At 54.5% G+C, this 24,531-nt stretch carries 19 protein-coding genes; 16 read left to right on the top strand and 3 right to left on the bottom strand.

Annotation, left to right across the window (positions count from 1 at the left end; all coding sequences use genetic code 11):
- Nucleotides 1-11 precede the first annotated feature (11 nt).
- From eutC to AC1RJ3_RS17915, 8 genes are all read left to right on the top strand, one after another.
- On the top strand, nt 12-836 hold the full coding sequence (eutC, locus tag AC1RJ3_RS17950) for an ethanolamine ammonia-lyase subunit EutC (protein ID WP_489111731.1): 825 nt from the start codon (nt 12-14) through the stop codon (nt 834-836).
- A gap of 129 nt (nt 837-965) precedes the next feature.
- Nucleotides 966-1,427, top strand: coding sequence for a GNAT family N-acetyltransferase (locus AC1RJ3_RS17945; RefSeq protein ID WP_054594225.1), 462 nt, complete (start codon nt 966-968; stop codon nt 1,425-1,427).
- A gap of 224 nt (nt 1,428-1,651) precedes the next feature.
- A complete protein-coding gene (locus tag AC1RJ3_RS17940) occupies nt 1,652-2,308 on the top strand; it encodes a DedA family protein (protein ID WP_054594226.1) in 657 nt (218 codons plus the stop codon).
- A 6-nt stretch (nt 2,309-2,314) separates the two neighbouring features.
- Nucleotides 2,315-3,127 carry a M90 family metallopeptidase gene (locus tag AC1RJ3_RS17935; RefSeq protein ID WP_054594227.1) on the top strand — a complete coding sequence of 271 codons (813 nt, stop codon included), beginning with the start codon at nt 2,315-2,317 and terminating at the stop codon, nt 3,125-3,127.
- Nucleotides 3,128-3,249: 122 nt separating this feature from the next.
- Nucleotides 3,250-3,777, top strand: coding sequence for an inorganic diphosphatase (ppa, locus tag AC1RJ3_RS17930; RefSeq protein WP_019693833.1), 528 nt, complete (start codon nt 3,250-3,252; stop codon nt 3,775-3,777).
- A 230-nt stretch (nt 3,778-4,007) separates the two neighbouring features.
- Nucleotides 4,008-4,757 (top strand): S24 family peptidase, encoded by a 750-nt coding sequence (locus AC1RJ3_RS17925; protein WP_103317544.1) that lies wholly within the window; start codon nt 4,008-4,010, stop codon nt 4,755-4,757.
- Between the two features lie 556 nt (nt 4,758-5,313).
- Nucleotides 5,314-6,528, top strand: coding sequence for a tyrosine-type recombinase/integrase (locus AC1RJ3_RS17920; RefSeq protein WP_493079660.1), 1,215 nt, complete (start codon nt 5,314-5,316; stop codon nt 6,526-6,528).
- Between the two features lie 115 nt (nt 6,529-6,643).
- Nucleotides 6,644-7,378, top strand: a complete 735-nt coding sequence (locus tag AC1RJ3_RS17915; RefSeq protein ID WP_493079658.1) for a hypothetical protein — start codon at nt 6,644-6,646, stop codon at nt 7,376-7,378.
- Nucleotides 7,379-7,473: 95 nt separating this feature from the next.
- Here the strand turns inward: AC1RJ3_RS17915 and AC1RJ3_RS17910 are convergent, their stop codons facing one another.
- Both AC1RJ3_RS17910 and AC1RJ3_RS17905 read right to left on the bottom strand, forming a co-directional pair.
- Entirely contained in the window at nt 7,474-8,565 is a 1,092-nt protein-coding gene (locus tag AC1RJ3_RS17910) for a YagK/YfjJ domain-containing protein (RefSeq protein ID WP_493079656.1), read from the bottom strand.
- A 282-nt stretch (nt 8,566-8,847) separates the two neighbouring features.
- Nucleotides 8,848-9,075 (bottom strand): helix-turn-helix transcriptional regulator, encoded by a 228-nt coding sequence (locus tag AC1RJ3_RS17905; RefSeq protein WP_493079655.1) that lies wholly within the window; start codon nt 9,073-9,075, stop codon nt 8,848-8,850.
- Nucleotides 9,076-9,670: 595 nt separating this feature from the next.
- Between AC1RJ3_RS17905 and AC1RJ3_RS17900 the strand changes: the two genes are divergently transcribed.
- The 3 genes from AC1RJ3_RS17900 to AC1RJ3_RS17890 all read left to right on the top strand — a co-directional run bounded on the left by AC1RJ3_RS17900 (nt 9,671) and on the right by AC1RJ3_RS17890 (nt 11,451).
- Entirely contained in the window at nt 9,671-10,000 is a 330-nt protein-coding gene (locus AC1RJ3_RS17900; protein WP_493079742.1) for a hypothetical protein, read from the top strand.
- An 89-nt stretch (nt 10,001-10,089) separates the two neighbouring features.
- Nucleotides 10,090-11,058: a DUF932 domain-containing protein gene (locus tag AC1RJ3_RS17895; RefSeq protein WP_493079653.1), complete on the top strand. Its 969-nt coding sequence runs from the start codon at nt 10,090-10,092 to the stop codon at nt 11,056-11,058.
- 219 nt (nt 11,059-11,277) lie between these two features.
- Entirely contained in the window at nt 11,278-11,451 is a 174-nt protein-coding gene (locus AC1RJ3_RS17890; RefSeq protein WP_493079651.1) for a hypothetical protein, read from the top strand.
- Between the two features lie 62 nt (nt 11,452-11,513).
- Here AC1RJ3_RS17890 and AC1RJ3_RS17885 read toward each other — a convergent pair whose 3' ends face one another.
- Nucleotides 11,514-11,759 (bottom strand): helix-turn-helix domain-containing protein, encoded by a 246-nt coding sequence (locus tag AC1RJ3_RS17885; RefSeq protein ID WP_493079649.1) that lies wholly within the window; start codon nt 11,757-11,759, stop codon nt 11,514-11,516.
- A 159-nt stretch (nt 11,760-11,918) separates the two neighbouring features.
- On the opposite strand from AC1RJ3_RS17885, the gene AC1RJ3_RS17880 reads away from it, so the two are divergent.
- From AC1RJ3_RS17880 to AC1RJ3_RS17860, 5 genes are all read left to right on the top strand, one after another.
- The gene (locus tag AC1RJ3_RS17880; RefSeq protein ID WP_493079647.1) at nt 11,919-12,911 is read left to right on the top strand and encodes a toxin-antitoxin system YwqK family antitoxin; all 993 of its coding nucleotides are present in this window, start codon (nt 11,919-11,921) and stop codon (nt 12,909-12,911) included.
- Nucleotides 12,912-13,683: 772 nt separating this feature from the next.
- Nucleotides 13,684-15,366, top strand: a complete 1,683-nt coding sequence (locus AC1RJ3_RS17875) for a DNA cytosine methyltransferase (protein WP_493079646.1) — start codon at nt 13,684-13,686, stop codon at nt 15,364-15,366.
- A 20-nt stretch (nt 15,367-15,386) separates the two neighbouring features.
- On the top strand, nt 15,387-17,534 hold the full coding sequence (locus AC1RJ3_RS17870; RefSeq protein ID WP_493079644.1) for a hypothetical protein: 2,148 nt from the start codon (nt 15,387-15,389) through the stop codon (nt 17,532-17,534).
- Nucleotides 17,531-19,072, top strand: a complete 1,542-nt coding sequence (locus AC1RJ3_RS17865) for a hypothetical protein (protein WP_493079642.1) — start codon at nt 17,531-17,533, stop codon at nt 19,070-19,072. Before AC1RJ3_RS17870 ends, AC1RJ3_RS17865 begins: the two co-directional genes overlap by 4 nt.
- Entirely contained in the window at nt 19,065-24,527 is a 5,463-nt protein-coding gene (locus AC1RJ3_RS17860; protein WP_493079640.1) for a putative type IV secretion/conjugal transfer ATPase, read from the top strand. Before AC1RJ3_RS17865 ends, AC1RJ3_RS17860 begins: the two co-directional genes overlap by 8 nt.
- Nucleotides 24,528-24,531: the final 4 nt, after the last annotated feature.

Genomic DNA, 24,531 nt, shown 5'->3' with positions numbered 1-24,531 from the left:
GTGATCTGCTGATGGATAAACCAACCGTCGATCCGCAAAACCCCTGGCTGGGACTGCGCCGCCTGACCCCGGCACGCATCGCTCTGGGTCGTACCGGCACCAGTATGCCGACCAGCGCGCAACTGGATTTCCAGTACGCCCACGCCGAGGCCCGCGATGCCGTGCACCTGCCCTTCGATCATGTCGGACTCAGCCAGCAACTGGCCGAGCGCGGACGCGACAGTCTGCTGCTGCACAGCGCCGCCAGCGATCGCCACAGTTATCTGCAACGGCCAGACCTGGGTCGCAAGTTGAGTGACGAGTCCGCGCAAAAACTGCGCGAACACGCGTTGGCCAACCCGGGCGGCGTTGATCTGGCGATCGTCGTGGCCGACGGCCTGTCGGCGCTGGCGGTGCACCGGCACACCTTGCCGTTTCTGACGCGCATGGAAGAACAGACTCAAGCCGAAGGCTGGTCATTGTCGCCGGTGATTCTGGTGGAACAGGGTCGCGTCGCCGTGGCTGACGAAATCGGCGAATTGCTGGGTGCAAAAATGGTCGTGATCCTGATCGGCGAACGCCCTGGACTCAGCTCGCCAGACAGTCTCGGTTTGTATTTCACCTATAATCCAAAGGTCGGCCTGACGGACGCCTATCGCAACTGTATTTCCAATGTCCGCCTTGAAGGTTTGAGCTATGGCATGGCGGCACACCGTTTGCTGTACTTGATGCGCGAGGCCTGTCGACGGCAGTTGTCGGGGGTTAACCTGAAAGACGAAGCCCAGGTCCAGACTATTGGGTCGAAAGATGACGCTGATATGAAAGGAAATTTCCTACTGAGTCTGCCGGATGCCTGACCCGTATTGGAATTGCGTTTTTGATCCGCTTTCAGGCAGAGTCGACGAACGGCTGCCCGAGCAGTGAACCGATTGCCGTCGTATCCACTGGAAACTGCCGCCCTATCTACTTGAAAGTTGAGGCCTAGCATGCGGATTACTCAAGCAACCCTCGAGCACCTGGACCTTCTGACGCCGTTGTTCGTCAAGTACCGCGAATTTTATGGCTCGTTGCCTTACCCGGATTCGTCCCGGGCCTTTCTGGAAAAGCGCCTGCGCCGCAAGGAGTCGGTGATTTATCTGGCCCTGCCCGATGATGACGACAACAAATTGCTGGGCTTTTGTCAGCTGTACCCAAGCTTTTCGTCCCTGTCGCTCAAGCGCGTGTGGATCCTCAACGACATCTACGTCGCCGAAGATGCCCGCCGCCAGCTGGTTGCCGACAACCTGATGCGCACCGCAAAGAAAATGGCCAAGGAAACCCAGGCTGTGCGCATGCGCGTCTCGACCAGCAGCGACAACAAAATTGCGCAGAAAACCTACGAATCCATCGGTTTTCGCGAAGACACCGAGTTCAAGAACTACGTTTTGCCGATCAGCGAAGAGCTCTGAGCTATTTGTGGTGAGGCGGGCTCTTGTGGCGAGGGAGAGTTCAGCGCGGAACCACCGATCCGACTTGGAAATCCCTCGCTACAAACTCGACACGCTTTTCACCTTTCAGTCCGTATAATCACGAACCTCACGGGTTGTAAGAAAAACTCCACAGCCCTGTAGCCCAATTTTCCAAAATATTCGCACAGGCCTGCTGAGTCGGGTCGTTACCACAGGTGCCCACCATGGATTTCAACCCGATCGACTTAATCCTGCATCTCGATGTCTACCTCGATTTGCTGGTGACCAACTACGGGCCATGGATCTACGCCATCCTGTTCATGGTGATTTTCTGCGAAACCGGCCTGGTCGTGATGCCTTTCCTGCCGGGCGACTCGTTGTTGTTCATCGCCGGCGCGGTAGCGGCCGGTGGCGGCATGGACCCGGTGCTGCTGGGCGGATTGTTGATGCTGGCGGCGATTCTCGGTGACAGCACCAACTACCTTGTCGGGCGAACAGCCGGCGAAAAGTTGTTCAGCAATCCGAATTCAAAGATCTTCCGTCGCGACTACCTGCAACAAACCCATGACTTCTATGACAAGCATGGCGGCAAGACCGTGACCCTGGCGCGCTTCCTGCCAATCATCCGGACCTTCGCACCGTTCGTCGCCGGCGTAGGCAAAATGCCTTACCCGCGTTTCTTCGCCTTCAGCGTGTTCGGCACCATCCTCTGGGTCGGCGGCCTGGTGACCCTGGGTTATTTCTTCGGTAACGTGCCGTTCATCAAGAAGAACCTGTCGTTGCTGGTAGTGGGCATCATCCTGCTGTCGCTGGTACCGATGATCATTGGGGTGATCCGCAATCGCCTGGCCAACGCGAGCTCCAAAGCCGCGTCGCGCTGAGCGTCCATGTGGTTCCTCAACGCCTGGCGCCGCCGGCGTACGCTGGCCAAGCACCCCGTTGCCGATGAAACCTGGCAGCGGGTGCGCCAACACCTGAGTTTCCTCGACGGCCTCAGCGAGGCCGAAGACCACTGGCTGCGCGAAGCCGCTGTGCTCTTTCTGCAAGAAAAACACCTGACCTGCCTGCCCGGCGTCGAACTGCACCAGGAGCAGCGCCTGCTGCTTGCCGCGCAGGCGCAATTGCCATTGCTGCACCTGGGCGACTTGAACTGGTATCAGGGTTTCCACGAAATCGTGCTCTACCCCGACGACTTCCTCAGCCCGCAGCGCCATCGCGATGCCAGCGGCGTCGAGCATGAATGGAACGGCGAGCACAGCGGCGAAGCCTGGCAACAGGGGCCGATCATTCTGGCCTGGCCGGGCGTGATGGCCAGTGGGGGCTGGGAAGGCTACAACCTGGTGATCCACGAACTGGCGCACAAACTCGACATGCTCAACGGCAATGCCAACGGCTTGCCGCCGCTGCACAGCGACATGCGCGTCAGTGAGTGGGCGAAAGTCATGCAACACGCCTACGACGACCTTAATCGCCAACTGGATCGCCATCCGCACGCCAACACCGCCATCGACCCTTACGCGGCGGAAAACCCGGCCGAGTTCTTCGCCGTCACCAGCGAATACTTCTTCAGCGCCCCGGATCTGTTGCACGCCACTTATCCACAGGTCTATCAGCAACTGCAGCTGTTTTACCGCCAGGACCCGCTGGCCAGGCTCGAGCAACTGCAAGCCACCCATCCGGGCTATCAGGCACACGACTAGCTTCCTGCCTGGGTCTATACGACCTCTGGTACGTGGCGCAGGCGACGGAATATGCCTATAATCGCCGCCACTTTTTGGTCAATCCGGCCAAGTCATTTGGCCACTTACGGGGGCACCGCCCAATGAGCTACAGCAAGATTCCGGCTGGCAAAGACCTGCCGAACGACATCTACGTCGCGATCGAGATTCCGGCCAACCACGCGCCGATCAAATACGAAATCGACAAAGACAGCGATTGCCTGTTCGTTGACCGTTTCATGGCCACCCCAATGTTCTACCCGGCCAACTACGGTTACATCCCGAACACCCTGGCTGACGACGGTGATCCCCTCGACGTGCTGGTTGTGACCCCTTACCCGGTTGCTCCAGGCTCGGTGATCCGCGCGCGTCCAGTCGGCATCCTGAACATGACCGACGACGGCGGCGGCGACGCTAAAGTCATCGCTGTTCCACACGACAAGCTGTCCCAGCTGTACGTCGACGTGAAGGAATACACTGACCTGCCAGCGCTGCTGATTCAGCAGATCGAGCACTTCTTCGCGAACTACAAAGATCTCGAAAAAGGCAAATGGGTGAAGATCGAAGGCTGGGACGGCGCAGATGCCGCTCGCGCCGCGATCATGAAGTCGGTTGCTGCCTATAAAGGCTGAGACGGCATTGGCTGAATGCCACTGACCTCTTGAAGAAACCCCGGTTATCCGGGGTTTTTTTATGAGCGTTAAAACATCAACTTAAACAGTGCGTTTAATGAAACAAAGTCTAACGTTTAGACATGTTTAATATTAACTAACAATATCCTTCACCACAGCAGAATATTCCCGCGAAGATTGATCCGGTTGTTTATTTAATCCAGCCACCCCGGCCCGTAAACTCCGTATTCATGAAAAAGCACAAATGCGGCCCACGCTTCAAAGCGCTCCTGAAAGAGGTGAACATCACCCCGACGGCATTCGCGGCTTTCTGCAACGTCGAGCCCCAGCACGTGAACAACTGGTACATCCGCGGCGTCCCCTATCCGCGCATGGACGAAATCGCCCGCCTGTTAAGCGTCAACAGCCTGTGGCTGCTCAACGGCGAAGGCCCCAGGCGCCCAGGCCCGGGCCAACTGGCCGATCAGACCGGCAACGTTTTCGACGCACAAGAAACACGCGGCGTGTACACCGTGAATATCGATTCGCTCGATGTAGAAATCCCGCTGTATAAAGAAGTCCCTATTACCGCTGGCGCCAGCGAAACCGAGGTCGTCGAAATCCCCGGCGAGTTCATCCGCCTGCCGCGAAGCCACCTCGAGAGCCTGGAGGTCGAACCGGCCCAAGCCATCTGTGTGCCCATGGTCGGCGACAGCATGTCGGAAAAAATCGAAGACGGCTCGACCCTGGCCATCGACCGCAGCCTGACCCAGGTCGTCGACGGCCAGATCTACGCCCTCGAACACGCCGGCATGCTGCGCATCAAATACCTGCACCGCCTCCCCTCCGGCGCCCTTCGACTGCGCAGCCACAACAGCAGCGGCTACCCCGACGAAATCTTCAGCGCCAAACAGATCGAAGAACAAAACATCGAAATCCTCGGCTGGGTGTTCTGGTGGTCCACGCTGAACAAACAGCGGCCACCGGTGCCGTTCAACTGATACCGAGTCGCCCTTATCGCGGGCAAGCCTTGCTCCTACAGTGTTGAGCCGACCGCGAATTCGTGAACGACATAAAACCGTAGGAGCAAGGCTTGCCCGCGATAGCGCCCTTCCGGGCAACACAACCTTCAAACTCATAGGCCTTTTAAGCAGTACAACGCTCTGGATAGCACTTCACGCTGGGAATTCCCCACAAAAATCAGTATGCTGCGCCCCACATTTGCATCGCCCCGCCCTGTGCTGGTCCGATTGCACCGACAAGGCAGATGACTTTCTCGCCAAGTCCCACAGCCGGACGCAAGATCCGGGTGTACGTTTTGAAGGCTGGTACGGTTTACCAAAAATAAACCAAGCCCGTCCCCGAGAAGCCGGCCACAAGCCGGCTTTTTAATTGCCCAAAATAATCCTATCCCATCCGAGTATCCTGCCGATAGCCTAGCTATCACGGGCATTTCAGGCGCTCCCCTGTCCGATGGTGTTCAACGCTATCTGACCTCATCCGACGATGAGGTGGGGGGACAAGTGGGGGGACAAAAGGGACGACAGGGGAAATCAAATGGGTAAGCTGAATCCGAAACAAGTCGAAAACCTGACCGAACCTGGCACCTATGAAGATGGTGATGGGCTTCGCTTGGTCGTCAAACCCACCGGGCGTAAATCCTGGCTACTTCGCTTCCAACTGGCAGGCCGTCGCAGGGAAATGGGCTTGGGCTCATTCCCTGAAGTGAGTCTCAAGAAAGCCAGACAAGAAGCCAGCGCCAAACGCAGCCAATTGAGCGACGGTGTAGACCCCCTAGCCGCTCGCGACATCGAACGCGCCGCCCAACGCGAAGCTCAGCGAACCAGCGAGGCAAAACAGCTGAAATTCGAGACACTCGCGAAAGAGTATTGTGAAGCTCACGGCGGCACTTGGTCAGAGAAGTGGCGTAAAGGCTGGCTGCGGAAGCTGGAGCTTTATGCGTTTGACCACATCGGCAAGCTGTCAGCCGAGGAGATCGGTACTCCCCAAGTACTCAAGGTGCTGCAACCAATCTGGGCAACCAAGACGAGAACTGCCGACGAGGTACGTGGGCAAATTGAACAGATCCTGGATGCCGCCAAAGCACGCAACCTGCGAGAGGGTGAGAACCCTGCTCGCTGGCGCGGACACTTGGACAACCTGTTGAGTCGTGCTGAAAAGAAGAAAGCTCGGAAGCGTGAGCACTTCGAAGCATTACGGTGGCAGGACGTTCCAGCTCTGATGGCCAAACTCAGCGCCAACAACACACCAGCGTCGTTGGCTGCTCAGCTGCTGATCATGACCAGTGCACGTGCGCACATGGTGAGGTTTGCTCGTTGGGATGAGTTTGATCTGGAAGCCGGCACTTGGTCTCTGCCGGATGAACGTATGAAAATGCGAGTGGCATTTGTAGTCCCGCTGGCCGAGGAAGCCGTAAAGCTGGTGAAGAATATTCCGCGAGATGAAGGAAGCCCCTTCCTATTCCCAGGTCAGGGTAAGTCGGGGGTGATGCATGCAAACGCCATACGAACGCTCCTGCATGGCATGGGATTCAAACAAATCACTCGACACGGCTTTCGATCTTCCTTTCGTGACTGGGCAGGGGAATGCACCCACTATCCACGCGAAGTATGTGAAATGGCTCTGGCGCATGATGAACGTGACCAAACTGAAGGGGCATACTCCCGCTCGGACTTCCTCGATAAACGGCGGGCCTTGATGACCGACTGGAGTAAATTCATTACCTCTCCCACAACAGCATCCCGACGTTGAGCTTGCGACTATTCCCGCCTTATCGGCCAGAGGTGGATATTTTATTCTTCACGAGCCCAACAAAATAACATATAGCCCAAACACAATTTAAGTGACTATTGTTAAGAGGTAAGCAATGAAAAAAATTAAACCACCACTATTATCGCCGACCCAATTCGCAACACAGATGAATGAGCGTATTGGCAATACCACAACTCGCGCAGCCATCTCTAGAAATCACTTGATTCTCCGAGACCATTTCTTCGAACCGCTACTTGAGCTCGAAGAGTATCTCAAATTGTTAGAAGACATCCGCTCCGTCACAAGTGACCCAGCACTGCAAGGCAAGCTAATGGAGAATTGGGACAATGAAGTCTACGAGACTGATAAGGAAATCAACGGGCTTGATGAAGACATCAACATACTGCTCCAGCATGTGAGATATGCATGCCTATACCTTGAACTGGCTAGAGCAGCCGAAGAGAATAAAGACCGCGACCGGGCATGGGCTTTTAATAACGAGGCCAGCCTAATGCTTGGTGGAATTATGGAAGAATCAGCAGCCATCCTCAGTGAGATAGAAGCTAACAGCCGCGCTAAACAAAACAGCGAGAACGGCAAAGGCCGAATTAAAAACTTCCTCCCAGTCAAACAGGAAGCGGCAAGACTGCTAGATGAGATGAAACCAGAAGGCGGCTGGCCAACACTAGCAAGTGCGATTTCAGCATTAGAGGAGCCATTGGGAAACTTCATTGACACCAATCGTATTGGCGGCATAAAAAGCTCAAACATTCGAGTCCTTTTAGAAAAAAACTGGATCCCTAAGGATGCGCTCGTTAACAGTGCCTGGTTCAACAGCAAACGGTCCTAGAAAGAATATAATCAGATTTAAAAACTCCGACTTGATCTGACAATTATAGCCAAAATCCTGGTCACTATCAGAGAAAATCAGAGCTTTTCGCGTAGTCACTCTCCGGCAGAGAATGCAGTTCTTGGCCTCCCTCGCGGATCTTTTGGGGGCGGTCGATTCATTTTCCCCATACCGCGCCCTTCAGTTTGAAGCTTCATGTAGAGGTCCGTTTTGGTGAGGTAAACCACCGCGTTCCCCAAGCCCTCCCGTAGCTGGGCATCAGCATGATCGACCATGCCGATCCCACAGCTCTTATAGACAAACTTAACCGCATTGCAGTTGTAATACAGGCCTCGACCTTTCGTTACCACATCAATCCAATACCGGCCTATCAGGCTGGCTTTCGTTATATCCTCTCGAACCTTGGAACCGTCAAAGAAAAACATCACATGGTAGTGGAAACCCTTCTCAGGACCGTGCTCCAGCTTCCAGATACAGCCCACCATATCGGCAAACAATTTGTTCGACCTCGTGTTTTCGAACAACCGTTTTCGATCCCGCTTAGCTTCAGCCTGCGTAGTTTTGGCGTACTGCTTTTGGTAGGAAAGATCAACCCTCAGCACCAGCAGTCTGGAATAGCGCTCAAACAACGCATCAACGTACTCCGTTAATTCCTTGTGGTTTTTATTGCTCGAACGCTGATAGCTGTTGAGTTTGGATAGAAACTTCTCAGACTTGACCTCCTGGCGAATCTTATCCACACAACCGTTCAAATGCCTCATGAGCTTTCGAGCGTCACTAACGGGCATTTCGATTCGTCGTGACAAAGGGATCTGATACAGACCGAACTCTATAATGTGATTCACTGCCATTTCAATATACGGTTCAAATTTATAAAGCGAATTAAATCGACTGTCGTTTGGGATGTGAATTTTTAGTAGCTTGAGCAGTGTCTTACCTGGAGCATTACTCTCCAGACATGCATTATCAAACTCATCCACAACACAAACCTTAAAAGCATCCTCATCCGTGCCTATAAGCTTTTTCACCAGCAATGACACATCCTTCAGCGTACAGATCAACCCAACATCCAGGGCACCTACTTGACCTACTCCTTTTACATGCATATCAATCTTACTCTCGAGCGCAGCATGGCGCTCATCGTCACCACTCTCCACAAACACCTCATCATATTTCCAGACATTCAATCACCAATGACAACTGCTGATTGACTTGATCATCAGTCAAGTCAATCCACTCCACTCCACTTCGATATATACCACCCCCTCACCACTAGGCTACTAACATTAATAATACTAATAACATATAAACCAGAATTATTTAGGCAAGCCGCCCCCGACCAAAGCACTACCAGCAGTAGACCTCGCAATAAAAATACGTATTAAAAAGTTATACGGAGTTAATGTTCGAATTCAGCACAAAACAGCAAGAGTATTTTCCAGTCTTCCCCCGGTGGAGAGGCATTTCAACTACCGCACCTCCTTGGCAGAGATGCGCTGTTCAATCCAGGCCGTGATCTCGGACTCAATCCATCCAATGGCCGCAGCCCCCAGCTTGATCGGTTTTGGAAACGTAGCGTCGTACCTTGGCGACTGGGCGTCCATGCGGTCGTAGATCGTTGACCGCCCCAGGCCAATACGCTCGGTCAATTGCTTGAGGCGCAAAATCCTCGGGTGGAAAACAGGTTGTGTGCTCATCACTTGCCTTCTCGTTATGTGTCTAGCAGTGGTGAGACTTTAGGTCTCGCTCGCCATAACAAAAAGGCTTACAGCGACAAGTATTTTTTTCCACGATTCCAGAGCCTGTTCCGGCCTGGATTCGGCGAGCACGGTATCCAAGTGATTGGAGCCGTACGATTTCCTAGCAGCTGCCGGAATCAATCCATCAACTTCGCCGTCGAGTTCACCTCCCACCTCTATGCCGGAAAGCGCAGGTTGGTTTCTGGCAGGACTCCACAACCGTCTCCCCTTTTGGGTGGGCGCTGATCAAGCAGAAGGCATGCACTGATGAGCTGGTCCCTGAACATGTCATAGGGTGTTCAAGTAGTTTTTCATCGGCGAAGCGATCCTTGCTGACCCCCTTGGTCAAGGGCCTCCAATGGCACGAAAAGAACCAACTCTGCACCATAGGAACTAACCCCGTATTCGATAGGAACTAACTCCGACCCGTTTTAGCTAGCGAGCACTGACCATTCATGACGTCACGAGCACCTTGCCTCGCTCCAAACGCCACATTGAAACGCATTTCACGCCTATATCACGACACTGAACATCCACCATGGAATCCAAAACCATGTCATTTCAGTGCCCTTGCTGTAACTCCAGAAAAATTGCTTCCCTCAGAACAGCCATGACGGTTGGTGCCATTGCTGGTTCGGTCGGCGGTGCTGCACGAGGAGCGAGTTCCGCACTCGCCGGCAGCCAAATAGGGGCCACTATCGGCGCTCTTGCCGGCCCGCGTGGCATCACCATAGGTACAGTCTCTGGCGCCATCCTCGGTGGACTGGCTGGCGGTGTCGGCGGCTGCGCTATTGGCGCTCAACTTGGCGAAAAGCTGGATCGCCATGTGCTAGCCAACAACCTCTGCCTCATTTGTGGCCACCGCTTCAACCTGCCCACTTAATCAGCTCCCTCATCTCCCCCAATTAACCCCGGCCAGTGCTGCGTTCTACGCAGCATTTATGCCGATCTATACCCAAAGGAATCGCCCTCATGGCACATCTCGTTGAACAAATGGCATACGTTGGTAATGCTCCTTGGCATGGCCTTGGCTCCGCACTTTCGCCGAAACAACCTCTGGAAATATGGCAGCGTGAAGCTGGCATGAACTGGCAGATTCAGGAAAGCCCTGTTCATTTCAAGTCGGACGCAGTAGGTCACCTGGGCACTATTCACTCGTTCCCGGAACAAAAGGTGCTGTATCGCTCCGACACCAAAGCCCCGTTGTCAGTGGTCTCCAATCGCTATCAGGTCGTGCAGCCACGTGACGTCCTGGAGTTTTACCGAGACCTGAGCGAAGTCTCGGGTTACGAGTTGGAAACCGCTGGCGTACTGAAAGGCGGACGCAAGTTCTGGGCATTGGCCCGCACCGGCCAATCGAGCTCCTTGAAGGGCAACGATCAAATCAATGGCTATCTGCTGCTGGCGACATCCTGCGATGGGACATTGGCCACCACGGCCACCCCCACCACCGTTCGCGTGGTCTGCAACAACACCTTGAGCATCGCCTTGAATGGCACCACTCACGCCATCAAGGTGCCGCACAGCACGCGTTTTAATCCGCAACTAGTCAAAAAGCAGCTGGGGATCGCGGTCTCGCAATGGGACGAGTTCATGTACCGGATGCGCCACCTGGCCGAACGCAAGGTCCAGTATCAGGAGGCCACGGGCTTCTTTATGAACGTGCTGTGTGACACCCATCCCCACGCGGCCCTCCCGGAAGTCCTCCCGAATGAACGAGCCCTGCGTAAGGTTCAAAGCCTGTATGAGGGGCAAGGCCGAGGGGCCACCCTGGAATCCGCTCGCGGCACCGCCTGGGGGTTACTGAACGCCGTGACGGAGTATGTCGATCATGAGCGTCGGGCGAGGAGCTCAGAGTACCGAATGGATTCGGCGTGGTTTGGCCAAGGCGCAATAATCAAACAGAAAGCACTCGATGCAGCATTGCAACTCGTAGCGTGAAGCCATCAGCCCCAGCAAACGCCTGGTTAGCATTCGTTGGCTAGGTGTTTTTTGCCCAGCGGGGGCTTCATGGAAAATCGACTGCATACCAACATCAAGTATCCGACATAAAGGACGTGCAGACACGGCACCCAGAACGACCGAAAAACTGGCTCTGTTGAACGACAGGACCCAATTTCCGCGCCATCTCTCTACCAAGTCAGCAGGAGCGACACAACCATGTCACTGCTTCGATTCGTTTTTCTAGTGTTTACTTTTATCGCGATTCTGGCTGGCTCCGGCGCATTTGTGCTGACGGTCACCCTGATTCTGCGCTTCCCATTTTTATTCATAACAGTAGCGTTAACATGCTTGCTGTTCTGGAAATTACTCCCCTCTTCCAAGGGCATCTGAGCCGTCTGCGACATTGACAGGTAACTTGGAATAAAACGCTGAAACTGTTGCCGGGTAAAGTATCAGAGCCCAGCGTCAATGAGCAGATCAGACGGCTTGCAGTGCATAGCCGTCGCAATCCGAAGAATGTTCAGAAATGTAACGTTCCTCTCCCCACGCTCAATCTTTCCCATGTGGGAACGATCAATCCCGGAAGCGTCAGCCAGGGCTTCTTGCGACAGGGTCTGCGCCAGCCGCCGTGCGCGAACTGCCGCACCAAGCTTCACTAGATTGTCGTCTTTATCAAGGTTCGCAGAGATTCTTGCCATAGCAGAAATCGTCGCGCTATGATGCTTTTACAGCCACGGCATTTACGACCCTTTTTTAGGCCAGCAATTTCGTAAAACCTGTTTGCCTTTAGCCCTTCCGTTTACTTTCCACATTTGCATCCCCGAAATTCCTTAGAAAAAACTCAAGGACGTAACGCAATGAAATACCTCTCTCTACTCGCCGTATCAGTGGGACTTCTCTCCCTGACGGGCTGCGGCTCCAGTGAGCTAGATTTTAGAAACGTTCAAATTTCGAATGGGAAAATATACGAAGGCACGGAGAACAAACCGTTTACCGGACTTGTTACGAACATGCCCGAAAGCACTATCCGCGTTGCAAACGCCTTTAATGACTTTCTTGTTAGCTACAACCAAACCATGGATAGATACAAAGCAACTGAAAACCTCATCTATGGACGGTATTTAATATGCACCTCTGAGGTCAAAGAAGGCTACCTGTCCGGCCAAACTATCTGCTACAAGCCCAACACAACTCTGAAGCGCTACACAGCCCAATATGACGCAGGCAATCTTAATGGGGAGGTAGACGTTTATGCTCCAGACGGAGCCACTCTATTAGCCAAAACTAACTTCAAGAATGATTTAGGGGACGGCAAGACTGAGATATACGGCCCTCACACTGGCAAGCTGGTCGGTGAGTACCGCTCTGTCAATGGAAAGGCCGACGGAGATCAAGTTTCTTGGGACGAAAACACAGGAAAAATGACTTATCACGTCACCACTAAAGACGGCTTCTATGTAAGCCCTATGAGACTCTGGAACGCAGAGGGTGTGCTCACTGCTGAAGTCCCGTTTGTAAACGGCATGAAAACAGGACTAGTCAAAACGTGGCACGAGAACGGAAAGCCTATGAAGTTCGTTACCATGGTGAATGGCATAAAGGACGGCCCATCCCAAGAGTGGGATGAGAACGGCGGTCTTATTAACTCTGGTAACTACAAACAGGAAGTGTGGTATCCGGATAACGAGCGTAAAACTGAAAACTCTACCGTGGCCTCGACTGGGGATGATTCATGCTCAACCAAGTGGGTTGAAGCCTTTCACAAGGAAAAAGGAGAGGATGCCATGATAACCAGTGACCAGTTTGGTGAATGGGAACGGTGGTGTACAGAAGGCAGACAACCTAACTGACCACAGAAATCCATGCCTCCACCATTTTTGCAATGTTGATAAAAGGGGCGTGGTTACCAGCGACGGTAACCACGCCCCCCTCTTTCCCCCAAGCTCAGCAGCGATCTAAGCATACTGCCTTGCTGGCCAAGCACTCGCACAATTGGTTGTGTGCCTTTGCTCCCGTCCACCTCGCTCCAGGTCTTTCTTGCTACGACATAAAGCAGACAGGAGCCTGAAATGCCTCCTGCCTGCCTAAATTCATTTTTTTGATCTGCTCTACCGAAAACTTAGGTTCTGGTCGAATTCTGCAGGTTTGCCCCTTGCATCCCTCTTCAGCAACTCTTGCACCGCCGTCGGGAACACATCCCGCGTCGCATCGTTGGCGGATACAAGCTTGGGGGGAGGCCATGCTGGTTTTGCGGCCCAGAGCGCCTTAGATCAGTGAGCTACGCGCCAGTCGACGAGCGCGCCTTGCATAATTCTTCCCAAGACAGATACTGTACATAATCACAGTAGCCAGCCCAAACCATGCCTCCCAATGCAGCTGAACCTAACTACTTACTCTTCGACACCCTCCCTTGGTTGGCGTCTGCCTAGGCCAGCATCAGGGCTGCCCTGATAAGAGTTCAACTATGCCAAGACGTAGGTAATCGCTCCCTATCATCGAATTGAGCCCTGTCCCGCTACGTGGACAGGGCGAAATGAGTTGCTTTCGACAGCTTTAGATCACTAGATCATGCCACCTTATTAGAGATTGCTCGGTTTTCAAATCGGCTGAAGGAGCTCAACCATGTGGGTACCACCAAGCGACGCCCCGGACTTAGCCCATGCAATATTTCTAGATGAATTCAACAACATAAGTAAAACCTGCAATCTCAAACCAAGCCAGCGCCCAGGCAAGCCAAGCAATAGCGTTTGCTTGCGGGGCAATCCATTATCCATCACTATTGCCCCCTCGACGCCTATCGAGCTACCTCTAGACAGCTTGCCGAGCAAGCCTCAAGCATCGGTGGCGAAAAAAGACCACCGTCAGGCTGACTATATAGGCGATAGCCAAGGGCTTCGCGAGACGCTCCCTACCCTGAACATGGCCATATCCGGGCAGGAGCCCATGAAAAATATCGAGACCCTCCCCCCGCTACCCGCCCACGGGCAACCTTTGATGTTTGCAGATCTTTTTGCGGGCTGTGGAGGCCTCTCGCTTGGTCTTTCGCTCGCAGGACTCAATGGTGTTTTTGCCGTCGAGCGCGACAAAATGGCCTTCTCTACGCTGTCGGCGAACCTACTCGAAGGACGTGACGTGCCCGTGCCGCAGTTCGCCTGGCCTTCTTGGCTGGAGAGAAAGGCCTGGGGCATCGACGAAATTCTCGAGCAGCATCCACTTGAGCTTTCCAAGCTCAAGGGCAAGGTGCATGTTCTTGCAGGAGGTCCTCCCTGCCAAGGATTCAGCTTCGCTGGAAAGCGACTGGAATCCGACCCGCGAAACAAACTGTTCGAGAAGTACGTGGAAATGGTCAAGGCCATTCAACCAGCGGCCCTTGTGCTGGAAAACGTACCAGGCATGAAGGTCGCGCATGCCAAACCTTGGAAGGACCTTGGCATCCAACTGAAGCCCCAGTCCTACTACGACAAGCTTGTCGAAAGCTTGGACAGAGTTGGCTATCAAGTCCTCGGTCGAATATTGGATTCCTCACTATTCGGAGTTCCCCAAAAGCGCCCACGCCTAATCGTAATCGGGGTCCGCAAGGATCTTGCTCGTCATCTTCGTGGAGGCGCCACCAGAGCCTTCGAGCTGCTAGAGGAGTCTAGGGTTAAGCAACTGCAAGAGCTTGGCCTTCCAGATATGGTCAGCGCTTGGGACGCCATTTCTGATCTGGAAATTGAGCACGTAGGGACCAGACCATGCACTGACCCCTCTTCTCGCACCGGCTTCGAAGAGCTCGCCTATGCAGGTCCTCGGACACATTACCAAGCCCTCATGCATCAGGGGGGCGATGGTTCCATGGACAGTGTACGCCTAGCAAAACACAAGCCCGAGATCAGGGAACGGTTCATGAAAATCATTCAGGACCCTGAGTGCGTCAAGGGTGTTGTAATGAACTTGGCTCAAAGGGAAAAATATGGTCTCAAGAAGCACCGTATCTGCCTAATGCGAGCGGGCAACCCAGCACCAACAATAACAACGTTGCCCGACGACGTGCTCCATTACAGCGAGCCCAGGATATTGACCGTCCGAGAGTCTGCACGACTGCAATCGTTTCCCGACTGGTTCCAGTTCCGCGGCAAATTCACCACGGGTGGTAGCCAACGGACTAAGGAATGCCCGCGCTACACGCAGGTGGGCAACGCTGTCCCTCCTTACCTTGCAAGAGCGATTGGCCTAGCCATCAGGTCGGTACTGGAAGAGGCCTTGGCGGGAGCTAGTCAACAAACAGCCAATGAAGTAGAACAAGAAATCTTAGCCATAGCTTGAAAACATAGGAGTCGAGGGGAATGGATAGCACCCAAATGGAAAGGGCGCGCTACCCCGCAGCCCTTGTCGACTGGGCCGGCCATCACTCGGGGGGAGTGAAGCGGCTTTTAGACAAAGAAAGCGGCCAGCCTAACAAACTATTACTAAGGACAAGCCTTCTCGCCCGGCTCCAAGCCTGGGCCGAAAAGCTTCCGGCAGACAGTATTAGCATCCCGAGGATTATCCTTCTGGTTGGTGGACCAGGTAATGGAAAGACCGAAGCGATCGAGTCCACTATCCATTGGCTAGATGCGAGCCTAGGCTGTGGGGGACGGCTCATCGAAGAGCTGTCAAAGGCGTTCCATCCATCTGCCGGCTTCAAAGTCCCACGAATAGTAAGCGTCGATGCTGGAAGCCTTTCAAGATTCGACAGTAGTCTGAGCTTGGATATTGTTCAGGACGCCACTTCGACAGCTGGTCACGAGGGGAGCACTGCACCAGCACTCCTCATCGAAGAGCTCGACAGGCTGCTGGATGGGCCACCATCCCAAGCTTATCTATGCTGCGTTAACCGTGGCGTTCTCGATGATGCGCTGATCCATGCTATCGACAACAACCTGGAAAAGCCGCGCGCCATCCTCGAAGCTGTTACCAGGGCTGTGAGCCTGGCATACGATGCCCCCTCATGCTGGCCACTTGAAGGTTTCCCATCGATTGCAGTCTGGCCAATGGATGCCGAGTCCCTTCTAGTCAAGCCTGATGACGTAACTTCTGCACCAGCGGAAATACTCCTCGGCCAAGCTACTGCATCCGAAATGTGGCTTGCAAAGGGAGCATGTCCTGCGGGCGAAAAATGCCCCTTCTGTACCAGCCAGGCCATCCTAGCCCGAGACGAGCAACGGACAGCGCTACTGAAGATATTGCGCTGGTACGAGCTAGCTAGCGGCAAGCGCTGGAGCTTCCGTGACCTTTTCTCCCTTACCTCGTACTTGCTGGCCGGGCACCATCCTGTAGTCCACGACCCGGCAAGGCACACACACCAATCAACGCCCTGCCAATGGGCAGAGAACCTCGTCGAACTTGACCAGAAGGCAGCGGGGACAAAAAAGCACAGCAGGCAAACACTCACGGCGATTTTCCACCTGGCGACATCAGGCTACCAGCATGCGTTATTCCATCGTTGGGACAAGGATGTGGCTACCTCGCTCCGCAGTGACATCAAGGACCTAGGCCTCGAGAAGGCGCTAGATGCCGAGGAAGGGCGAACTCTGATGGGCCTTGTGCATTTCCTTGCAGAGCGCAAGACACATTACCTTCCAGCGACAATTGCGCCTTTGTTGGAAGGACTCGTCGACACCTTAGACCCAGCATTCGCAAGTCCCGACAGCGTGGTCGCGGTAAGTAGCCGCAGCACGATTGGCCTCGGCGACCTCGACATTCGCTTTAGCCGCTCCCTCGCCGGCGGCATAGAGTTCATCCGCAAGTATCAAGTGCTATCGCAAAACGAGCTTGAGCTACTCAAGCGACTTTCCAATGCGGACGCCATGCTTTCCTTGCCAATTATCCGACGCAGGAGGCCTGTAGCGGCCAGCCGTGTCCAACACATCCTACGCGACTTTGCTTGCCGCCTAGTTCGTCGCAGCATATGTACCCGAACGGCTGTAGTCGCAGACTTCCAAATTCTGCAGGCTTTCCAGCAGGTCGTTGAAGATAACGACAAGCACCAGCACCTATTCGAAGTCGTAAAACAAGTGAAGGACCTGCTGAATACTGGCAAGGAATTCGAGGTGTCGCTAACCACCACCTTTGGACAGCCACTTCCACCAAGGCAACGCCAGGCGACATTGGTCGTCCCGCTGCGGACGGTCAAAATGCTACCTCAGGACACTGCAGGACGCCCCCGCCCGCCAATCTGCTACCTCGGGGTAGGTCAAGGGCAATCTGCCCAGCCAATTCCCCTGACCTATGACTTGTTCAAGGCTGTGAAGGAACTGGAAAGAGGGCTATCACCTGCATCTCTCCCGCGCACAGTCTTGGCCCTGCTGGATACAACGAAAGCTCGGCTATCAGGGCCCATCGTCCGAGACAAGAATCTGTTGGACGATGCCAAAATCCGTGTTGGAGCAGATGGCACTGTAATAGGTCGTTCATGGAATGGCTTCGTCGCAAGCAAGGAAGATGTCGTATGAGCCTTATGGACTTCAAGCAGGCCCCCTGGCGGTTCTCCCACAGTACCTACCAGAAATCGGCCCTAGCAATAAGCCCGGCACCGGAATATGCGAGCTCGGAGGTCCTACTTGCCTCGCTCTACCGGACTATAGGCTTTGCATCAGCAAGCGAGGGCAGCGTGCCGCAGGCGGGACGCGACTTGGACAAACGCATCCAAAAACTTCGTGAAAAAAGCCAGCTGCCCCCCAACGGTGCGGTAGTAGGCGTTGAGGCCTGGAATACCGTGCTTCATGGAATACTGGAGAGCCCAAAGCTCCCCAACCAATCCTCCAAGCGGTTCCTGCAGGTCACCCCCCTAGTATCAGGAGCAGCGCTCTTCTCCGGCTCCGCTCGGCTAAGCAGTAACTCCTGGCCAGCCGGCAGCTTGATACGCCGCATGGTCTGCCTAGGCTCAAAGGATCAGGAATCAGCACAGCGCCTTTGGAAAAGCCTATTTGAAGCTCTGAGTGTCAACGACGAAGACGATGTTTTCGCCCGCTGGCTCGAGCAAGAGACATCGTCGTGGAATCAAGGGGCAACCACCTGGGCTCTAGCGCCGATCCCTGATGAGGAAGCGGCAACACTCGAAGCTTCAGACTTTCTGGAAGTCCAGTTCCTGCCCTCCAGACGATTCACCAAAGACCTGCTGGCTATCATGCAGGCGAAAGACGCCATGACTCGCCGGCAATGGACCAGCTTGCTAGAGGCAGTGTTGCGCCTAGGAGCAGTTTCCCATGTGACATGGCTCTGTGACGTCCACGCGAGGATCTGGAGCTGTCTATTGGCAGCACTTACCAATGGCGTGACTCCTAACGAGCAAGAGGCAAGGAATGCAATTTTCCCGGAAGCTCCCCAGTACATGGCATACGGAGGGAAAGCCCTCCAGGGTATCAAGGACAAGGTCTCCAGCTACCTGAATGCCAGACTAGGGATTAATGCACTCCTTTGGTCACTCAAGCAAATAGGAGCGCCCTACGAGGGAGACCTTTCATCAAGCAAAGGTATTGCTGCGCTTTGCCAGCATATCCAGAAGCATCGAGATGCACTTGTCAACGCGGGCACCCTGGAAACCATTACCGACATACGCGAGCAAGAGGCGCGCGCGTTGCTATGCAGGAAAGGCATAGGCTCCAATTTGCTGGAGTTCGCGAGGCACGCATTAGGGCAACGCCAGGCAGCAGTCCCGCTACTCAGAGGGTACGATCAGGGATACATCCTCAAAAAGAAAGGCAGCAGCCCCTCCAGCCCTTGGATCGTCTCCCTTGGACCTGTAGCCGTTCTTGCCTTGGTCCATTGCGCACTCGCTGGGATGGTCGGACCTCGCTCAATCCATAGACTAGGACTACACCTCGAGGCCTACGGCGTTGCCGTAGACAAACACGACATTGCCAGGAACGACCTGGGGCACCAACTTAGGATGCTCGGTCTCGTGCTAGATAGCCCAGACGCTGAAAGCGGCATGCTGCTGTTGCCGCCTTTCCACACAAGCCAAGTCATCCAGGGAAGCGAACATGAATAGACTTGCACAGTGGCTTGCATCAATTGTCCGTGAAAAAGCTGTGGGCGCCACACAAGGGCTTAGCGGTAACAAATTTGAATACCGGCTAATCTTCCGCGGCCCCCCCCTCGAAATACTCGAGCGAGTCTACGACGAGCTAGTTCTCGACGGGGGAATTCAAGTTATGTCTGGAATAGACGGTAGCTTGGTGACTCTACCAGTACTGCTCCAGTGCCCAGATGGCCACCTAAAAGGCCATAAGCTCAGAATAGGTGAGTCCGGCAAATGTGATAATGACCACTTACTGGATGTACGAAATGATCCAAACAACTCCAGCTTCGTCGCCCTAGTTCCTGCAGGCCAGCACAATAACCTCTCGATTGAGTCCTCAAGCGACGTGTTCGGCATGAGCGCAAATTTCGACAAATGGTGGGAAGACGGTTTTGTGCAGCAAGCCGTTAATAAGGCGTTGCTCGTTGCAGGTATAGAGGATTCGCAAAGAGACGATGCCAAGCAATTAGTGCGCGCAGCCGCAGACTCCATCGACGAAGTGGATCCTGATCAAGCAAACCACAGTGCCTCATGGCGCATGCTATCTCGCATCTATTCGATCGAGACCTCCCATCAAGGCCTCTCATCTGGAAAGGCGCTTGCCCTGGCATGCGGTCTCCCGCCGATGAAAGGAGATGGGATCTCGTCGAAGGCCCAGCTCTCAGTCCTAGGAAAAATTGCCGATGAGCTTGCAGATGGCTTCAAGACTGGCATCGAACGCCTTGCACAAAGCGCCCCTGACGATATAGCCCAAGCTCTGCGGGAGTTGCTCCTCCACCTCCAAGCGAGTTGCGACATCCCTACTGCCTTTGAACGCGCTACTGAGGCCTTCTATCTGCCTGGAAAGGCCCTTGAGCTCACTCCTCCGCCATCCTGGTGGAAACTGCTCACTATAGAGCAGTGGACGGATCTGCTTGCCGATGAGCCCGATGAAGTGGTTGGAGAGATCAGCATCCGGTGCACGAATAGTGTTATTCCAGCGACCAAGGGCTTACCAGCGGTAGTACGTGACATGGTCGAGCTAGCCATCTCTACGAGCGATGACAGCCAACCAGAAGAGTTCCTGCTAGCTGGAGGCTCCTATGGCAAGGCGCCAACGCCATTGCAAGCAGCCTCTAACGGAGTTACCCAGCACACAGACCTACTCCCACCCGCACACAAGACCCCCATAACCTATAAGGTCACCTCTGAGGGCTGCAAGCCCGCAAGTATACGGGTTATTTCCCTAATAAACTGGAAACCCGGGATACTTGTAACCTGTAGGTTAGCGACAAAACTGTCACCTCCGAAGAAGCCCCGCAAGAACACTGCGACGCCGGTCTGGGAGACATCCCTATCGCTGCCTGGTTCGGGGCGATATGAGTTGCGTCTCCATCTATCGCCAGGCGCAATCATTGGCAACGTGGAAGGCATGCCGGACGATGCTACTGAGCTAGAGGAGCAGCGGCAATCCATCGAGGCTCGTCTGGTTGGAGAAGACGAGTACCTGGTGGAAGTGGAGGCCGACGGCAAATATCAGTTGGACATAACCTTCAAGATACCGGTCGAGGCCAACCCTCAAGTCTGCAGAGTCTACCTTGCTTGCGATGAAGCAAAGGAGGAAGGCTGCCGGAGTGAATTCGAGCGTCTAATCAAGCTGAACCGCCGACATCTCGAGAAATTCGACACCAAGGCCGTCGTCCATCTCGACCGGAATGCCCGATCCTCAAGTTTGCAGTCATGGATACTAGAAGAGCAGAACGTAGCCAAGTCGTTCAGACCTCTGGTGATAGCAGATGACTACGCATCCAGATGGGCTCCTCCTGACTGGGATGCCCCTCATGGTCCAATACTCTCGCAAGGCCGATTCCTGCACGACCCGCGCCCCGATGCAATGAGCTTCCAACCGCCAAAGGGATTCGTGGAGGCCCGCCTGGAGATTGCGAAATATATACGAGGCAGCGATGACCAATCGGGACTCCTCGAGTCCGCGCCATTAGGAGCCTGGCTATCAGACGACGAAGGGTTCCGCATACTCGTCGAAACCTACCTTGAGGCATACATGTCTTGGCTTGGGGCAGACTCGGACATCGCTTGCTGGATAGATACCGTGGCGGTCTGCTCGCTAGAACCAGACGGACGTACCCTGAGTAGAGCTCCAGACGCTATCATCCTTTCCCCCCTACATCCATTGCGTCTTGCATGGCATTGTCTCGCCCAGAAAGTGCTGTGGGACGAGGTAGAAGGCGACTCCCCCTGCCCCTGCCCTGCTGCGAGCATCCTTGACCCTGATTGCGTCCCCGACCTACTGACAATTTCATTGCAGTCTCCAAGTGGCATAGACCGGATCGACTTCCTGTCAGTCGAGTGCAGCTCCGACTACTGGTCTGTCCTATGGAATGGCTCCCGCCTGGGCTTATTACCCGATCGGACCCGCCGCCCCCCGTTCGACAACACCTTCGGGCTAACGGTAGGTGGCATCTCAAGTGGGTTCAGTCCAGCACAGGTTTCTCGCGCTCTCGACGATGTCACCAACCTTCTGGCAGCAAAGCCCATCGTCAGCCTGGTAGTGTCCAGCGCAGGTGGCAGCACTGATGCCTGCAACGAAGGCTTGGCCCACTGGTGCACCAAGCGGTTCGGTAACGGGGACACGGACACCCCTAAACAAAGTGTCGGCGTGCGGATTTTGGAGGTGTTCGATACTAGGACTTCCGGAAGACCAGATCAGGCTACGATCGCCAACCTCTCCGAGGACACCGATAACCATGTCCGTTGGTATGACAAGCAACCCATCGGTGCGAAACCTGATCTAGGTATCATTGCCCAAATGAACTCGGCACAACCTGAGTCCAAAGAAGTCGGCATGCTCTCACCCATGGGGGCTGGCGGCCTCATCAGGCACCGGGTAAGGCGCCAGCTTCAAGGTTCCTTCCTGAGCGAGTCCCGTCAAGGACTTCAGATGCCTCCTTCCGGCGAACCGTTCGCCGACAAGGTTTCAGCATGCATGCTCATGGTAGAAAAGCTTAGGGACGGAAAGGTTGGCCTACAGTTCTCGCCTAGTGTCCATGCAGTATCCGACATGCTTGAGGAAAACAGCGCCGGTTACGTTGCAGTCTCATCTTCTGCAATCGATCCTGCTTGCTTTTTGGGTGGCTGGATCAAAGGTACCTACCTTTGGGACTACGACCTCCCTTCGTACTCCCATCGCGCAGGCGATACTAGCGGCTATTACCTCCTGTCGCAGGTCAAGCAAGCCGATCGTGACGCCTTGCGCCGGGTCTTGAAGCCTCTTCCCGGGTGCGAGGATCTAGAAGACGACAAGGTCGAGCAAATCCTTCTGGAGGTCGCCAGGAGGGGTATCCCCACTGTGCGCGGCCTCTCTGGGGACGATACAGGTGCCACAGGTGACCTTGGCCTCTTCCTCGCGGTCCGACTCCTTCAGGACCAGTTCCGTGTAGAAGGAAACCAGAACAGCCTGCTGCCGGTACTCGCCGGTTCGCCAGACGATTGCACGATTGCAATAATCGTCCCCGTCGATCCCTTCAGAGGTTATCTTGCTGACCTTGCCCGCTCCCTCGGCAAGGAGCGCAAGGACACCTCACTGTCACGTCCCGACTTACTTGTCGTCGGCGTGCGGGCCTGTGGCGATGGAGTCCATCTTCACCTTACCCCTATAGAGGTCAAGTGCCGCCAGGGTAGCGTGTTCGGGGCCAACGATGCCGTCGAAGCCCTTTCCCAAGCAAGGGCACTCTCCACACTTTTGCAAGCCATCGAGGAGCGCGCTAGTAAATCTGTGGCATGGCGCCTAGCCTATCAGCACCTACTACTTTCGATGGTTGGCTTTGGCTTACGTGTCTACAGCCAGCATCAGGCCGTCGCGGGACAGGCTAGCCGCTGGGCCACCTACCACGAACGCATCGCCGCAGCAATACTCGACCCTGACTCGAGGCCCGGCTTGGATTTAAGGGGCCGACTTATCGTAATTGACGGCTCAACCCAGAGTGGTCCGCATGATCGTGATGGCGACAACTATGATGAGACAATTGTCATCTCAAGCCAGGACGCAGGTCGTATCGTAGCCGGAAAAGATGCACAGTCGTTCTACGAAGCAGTGCGCGCGAAAGTGGGCGATTGGGGGCTCTTGCCCCCTAAGCAAGCTCCAGCAGCCTCCACTTCACAGGTCGATATAGCCCAGAGGGCAGGCGAGCAACCTACCAAGCCAGTGCTAGTCGAGGACATTATTGCACCTCAGCCGATTACCGGAGAATATTCAGGAGACATGAGCGTGAGGGTGCCTCTCTCAACACCTGAAGAGTCAGGTAGTGGAGTTATTCTGTCCGTTGGGAAGACCGTGGATGGCTTCGAGCCACGAGCGCTCGCCTTAAACATATCCGACACGCGGCTTAACCAGTTAAACATCGGTGTGGTGGGCGACCTTGGGACGGGCAAGACCCAATTCCTCAAATCCTTGATCACACAGATATCCAGATCCAGACAGGAAAACCGTGGGATCAAGCCACGATTCTTGATCTTCGATTACAAACGCGACTACAGCAGCGAGGACTTTGTCACTGCAACAGGAGCCAAGGTAGTAAAGCCCCATCACCTGCCCCTGAACCTCTTCGATACTACGGGCATGGGAGAGTCTACGGCACCATGGTTGGATAGATTCCGGTTCTTTGCCGATGTCCTCGACAAGATTTACTCGGGAATGGGTCCTGTGCAACTTAGCAAGCTCAAGGGAGCAGTTCGCAATGCCTACGAGGCGGCCAAAGCGCTTGGCCACCAACCTACGATCTACGACATCCATAGGGAGTATCAAGAGATCCTTGACGGAAAGTCGGACTCGCCGATGGCGATAATCGACGACCTCGTGGACAGGGAGGTATTTTCCCGGTCCACTTCAGAAACTATTCCTTTCGATAAATTCTTCGATGGTGTAGTGGTGATCTCTCTGGACTCCATTGGACAGGATGACAAGAGCAAAAACATGCTCGTTGCTATCATGCTGAATATGTTCTACGAGAACATGCTCAGAACCCCCAAGCACCCCTTTGTAGGCAGCGATCCGCAACTGCGGGCCATCGACTCGTACCTTCTAGTGGATGAAGCGGACAACATAATGCGCTATGAATTCGACGTGCTCCGCAAGCTGCTATTGCAGGGCCGTGAATTCGGGACGGGCGTTATCCTTGCTTCCCAGTACCTTAAACACTTCAAGGCTGGAGCAACCGACTACAGGGAGCCTTTGTTGACCTGGTTCATCCACAAGGTTCCTAACGCTACTCCCGCCGAGCTTAGCGCATTGGGCTTCACATCGGACCTTGCCGAACTATCGGAACGTGTAAAGACCTTGCCCAACCACCATTGCCTCTATAAGTCATTCGACGTGGCTGGCGAGGTCATGCGGGGATTACCGTTCTTCGAACTCACAAGTCAAACTTGAGCAA

The sequence above is a fragment of the Pseudomonas sp. GW822-FHT04C11 genome, from assembly GCF_058800905.1.
Note: the sequence above shows the minus strand (reverse complement) of the source record. Positions and strands in the feature narration are given on the sequence as shown.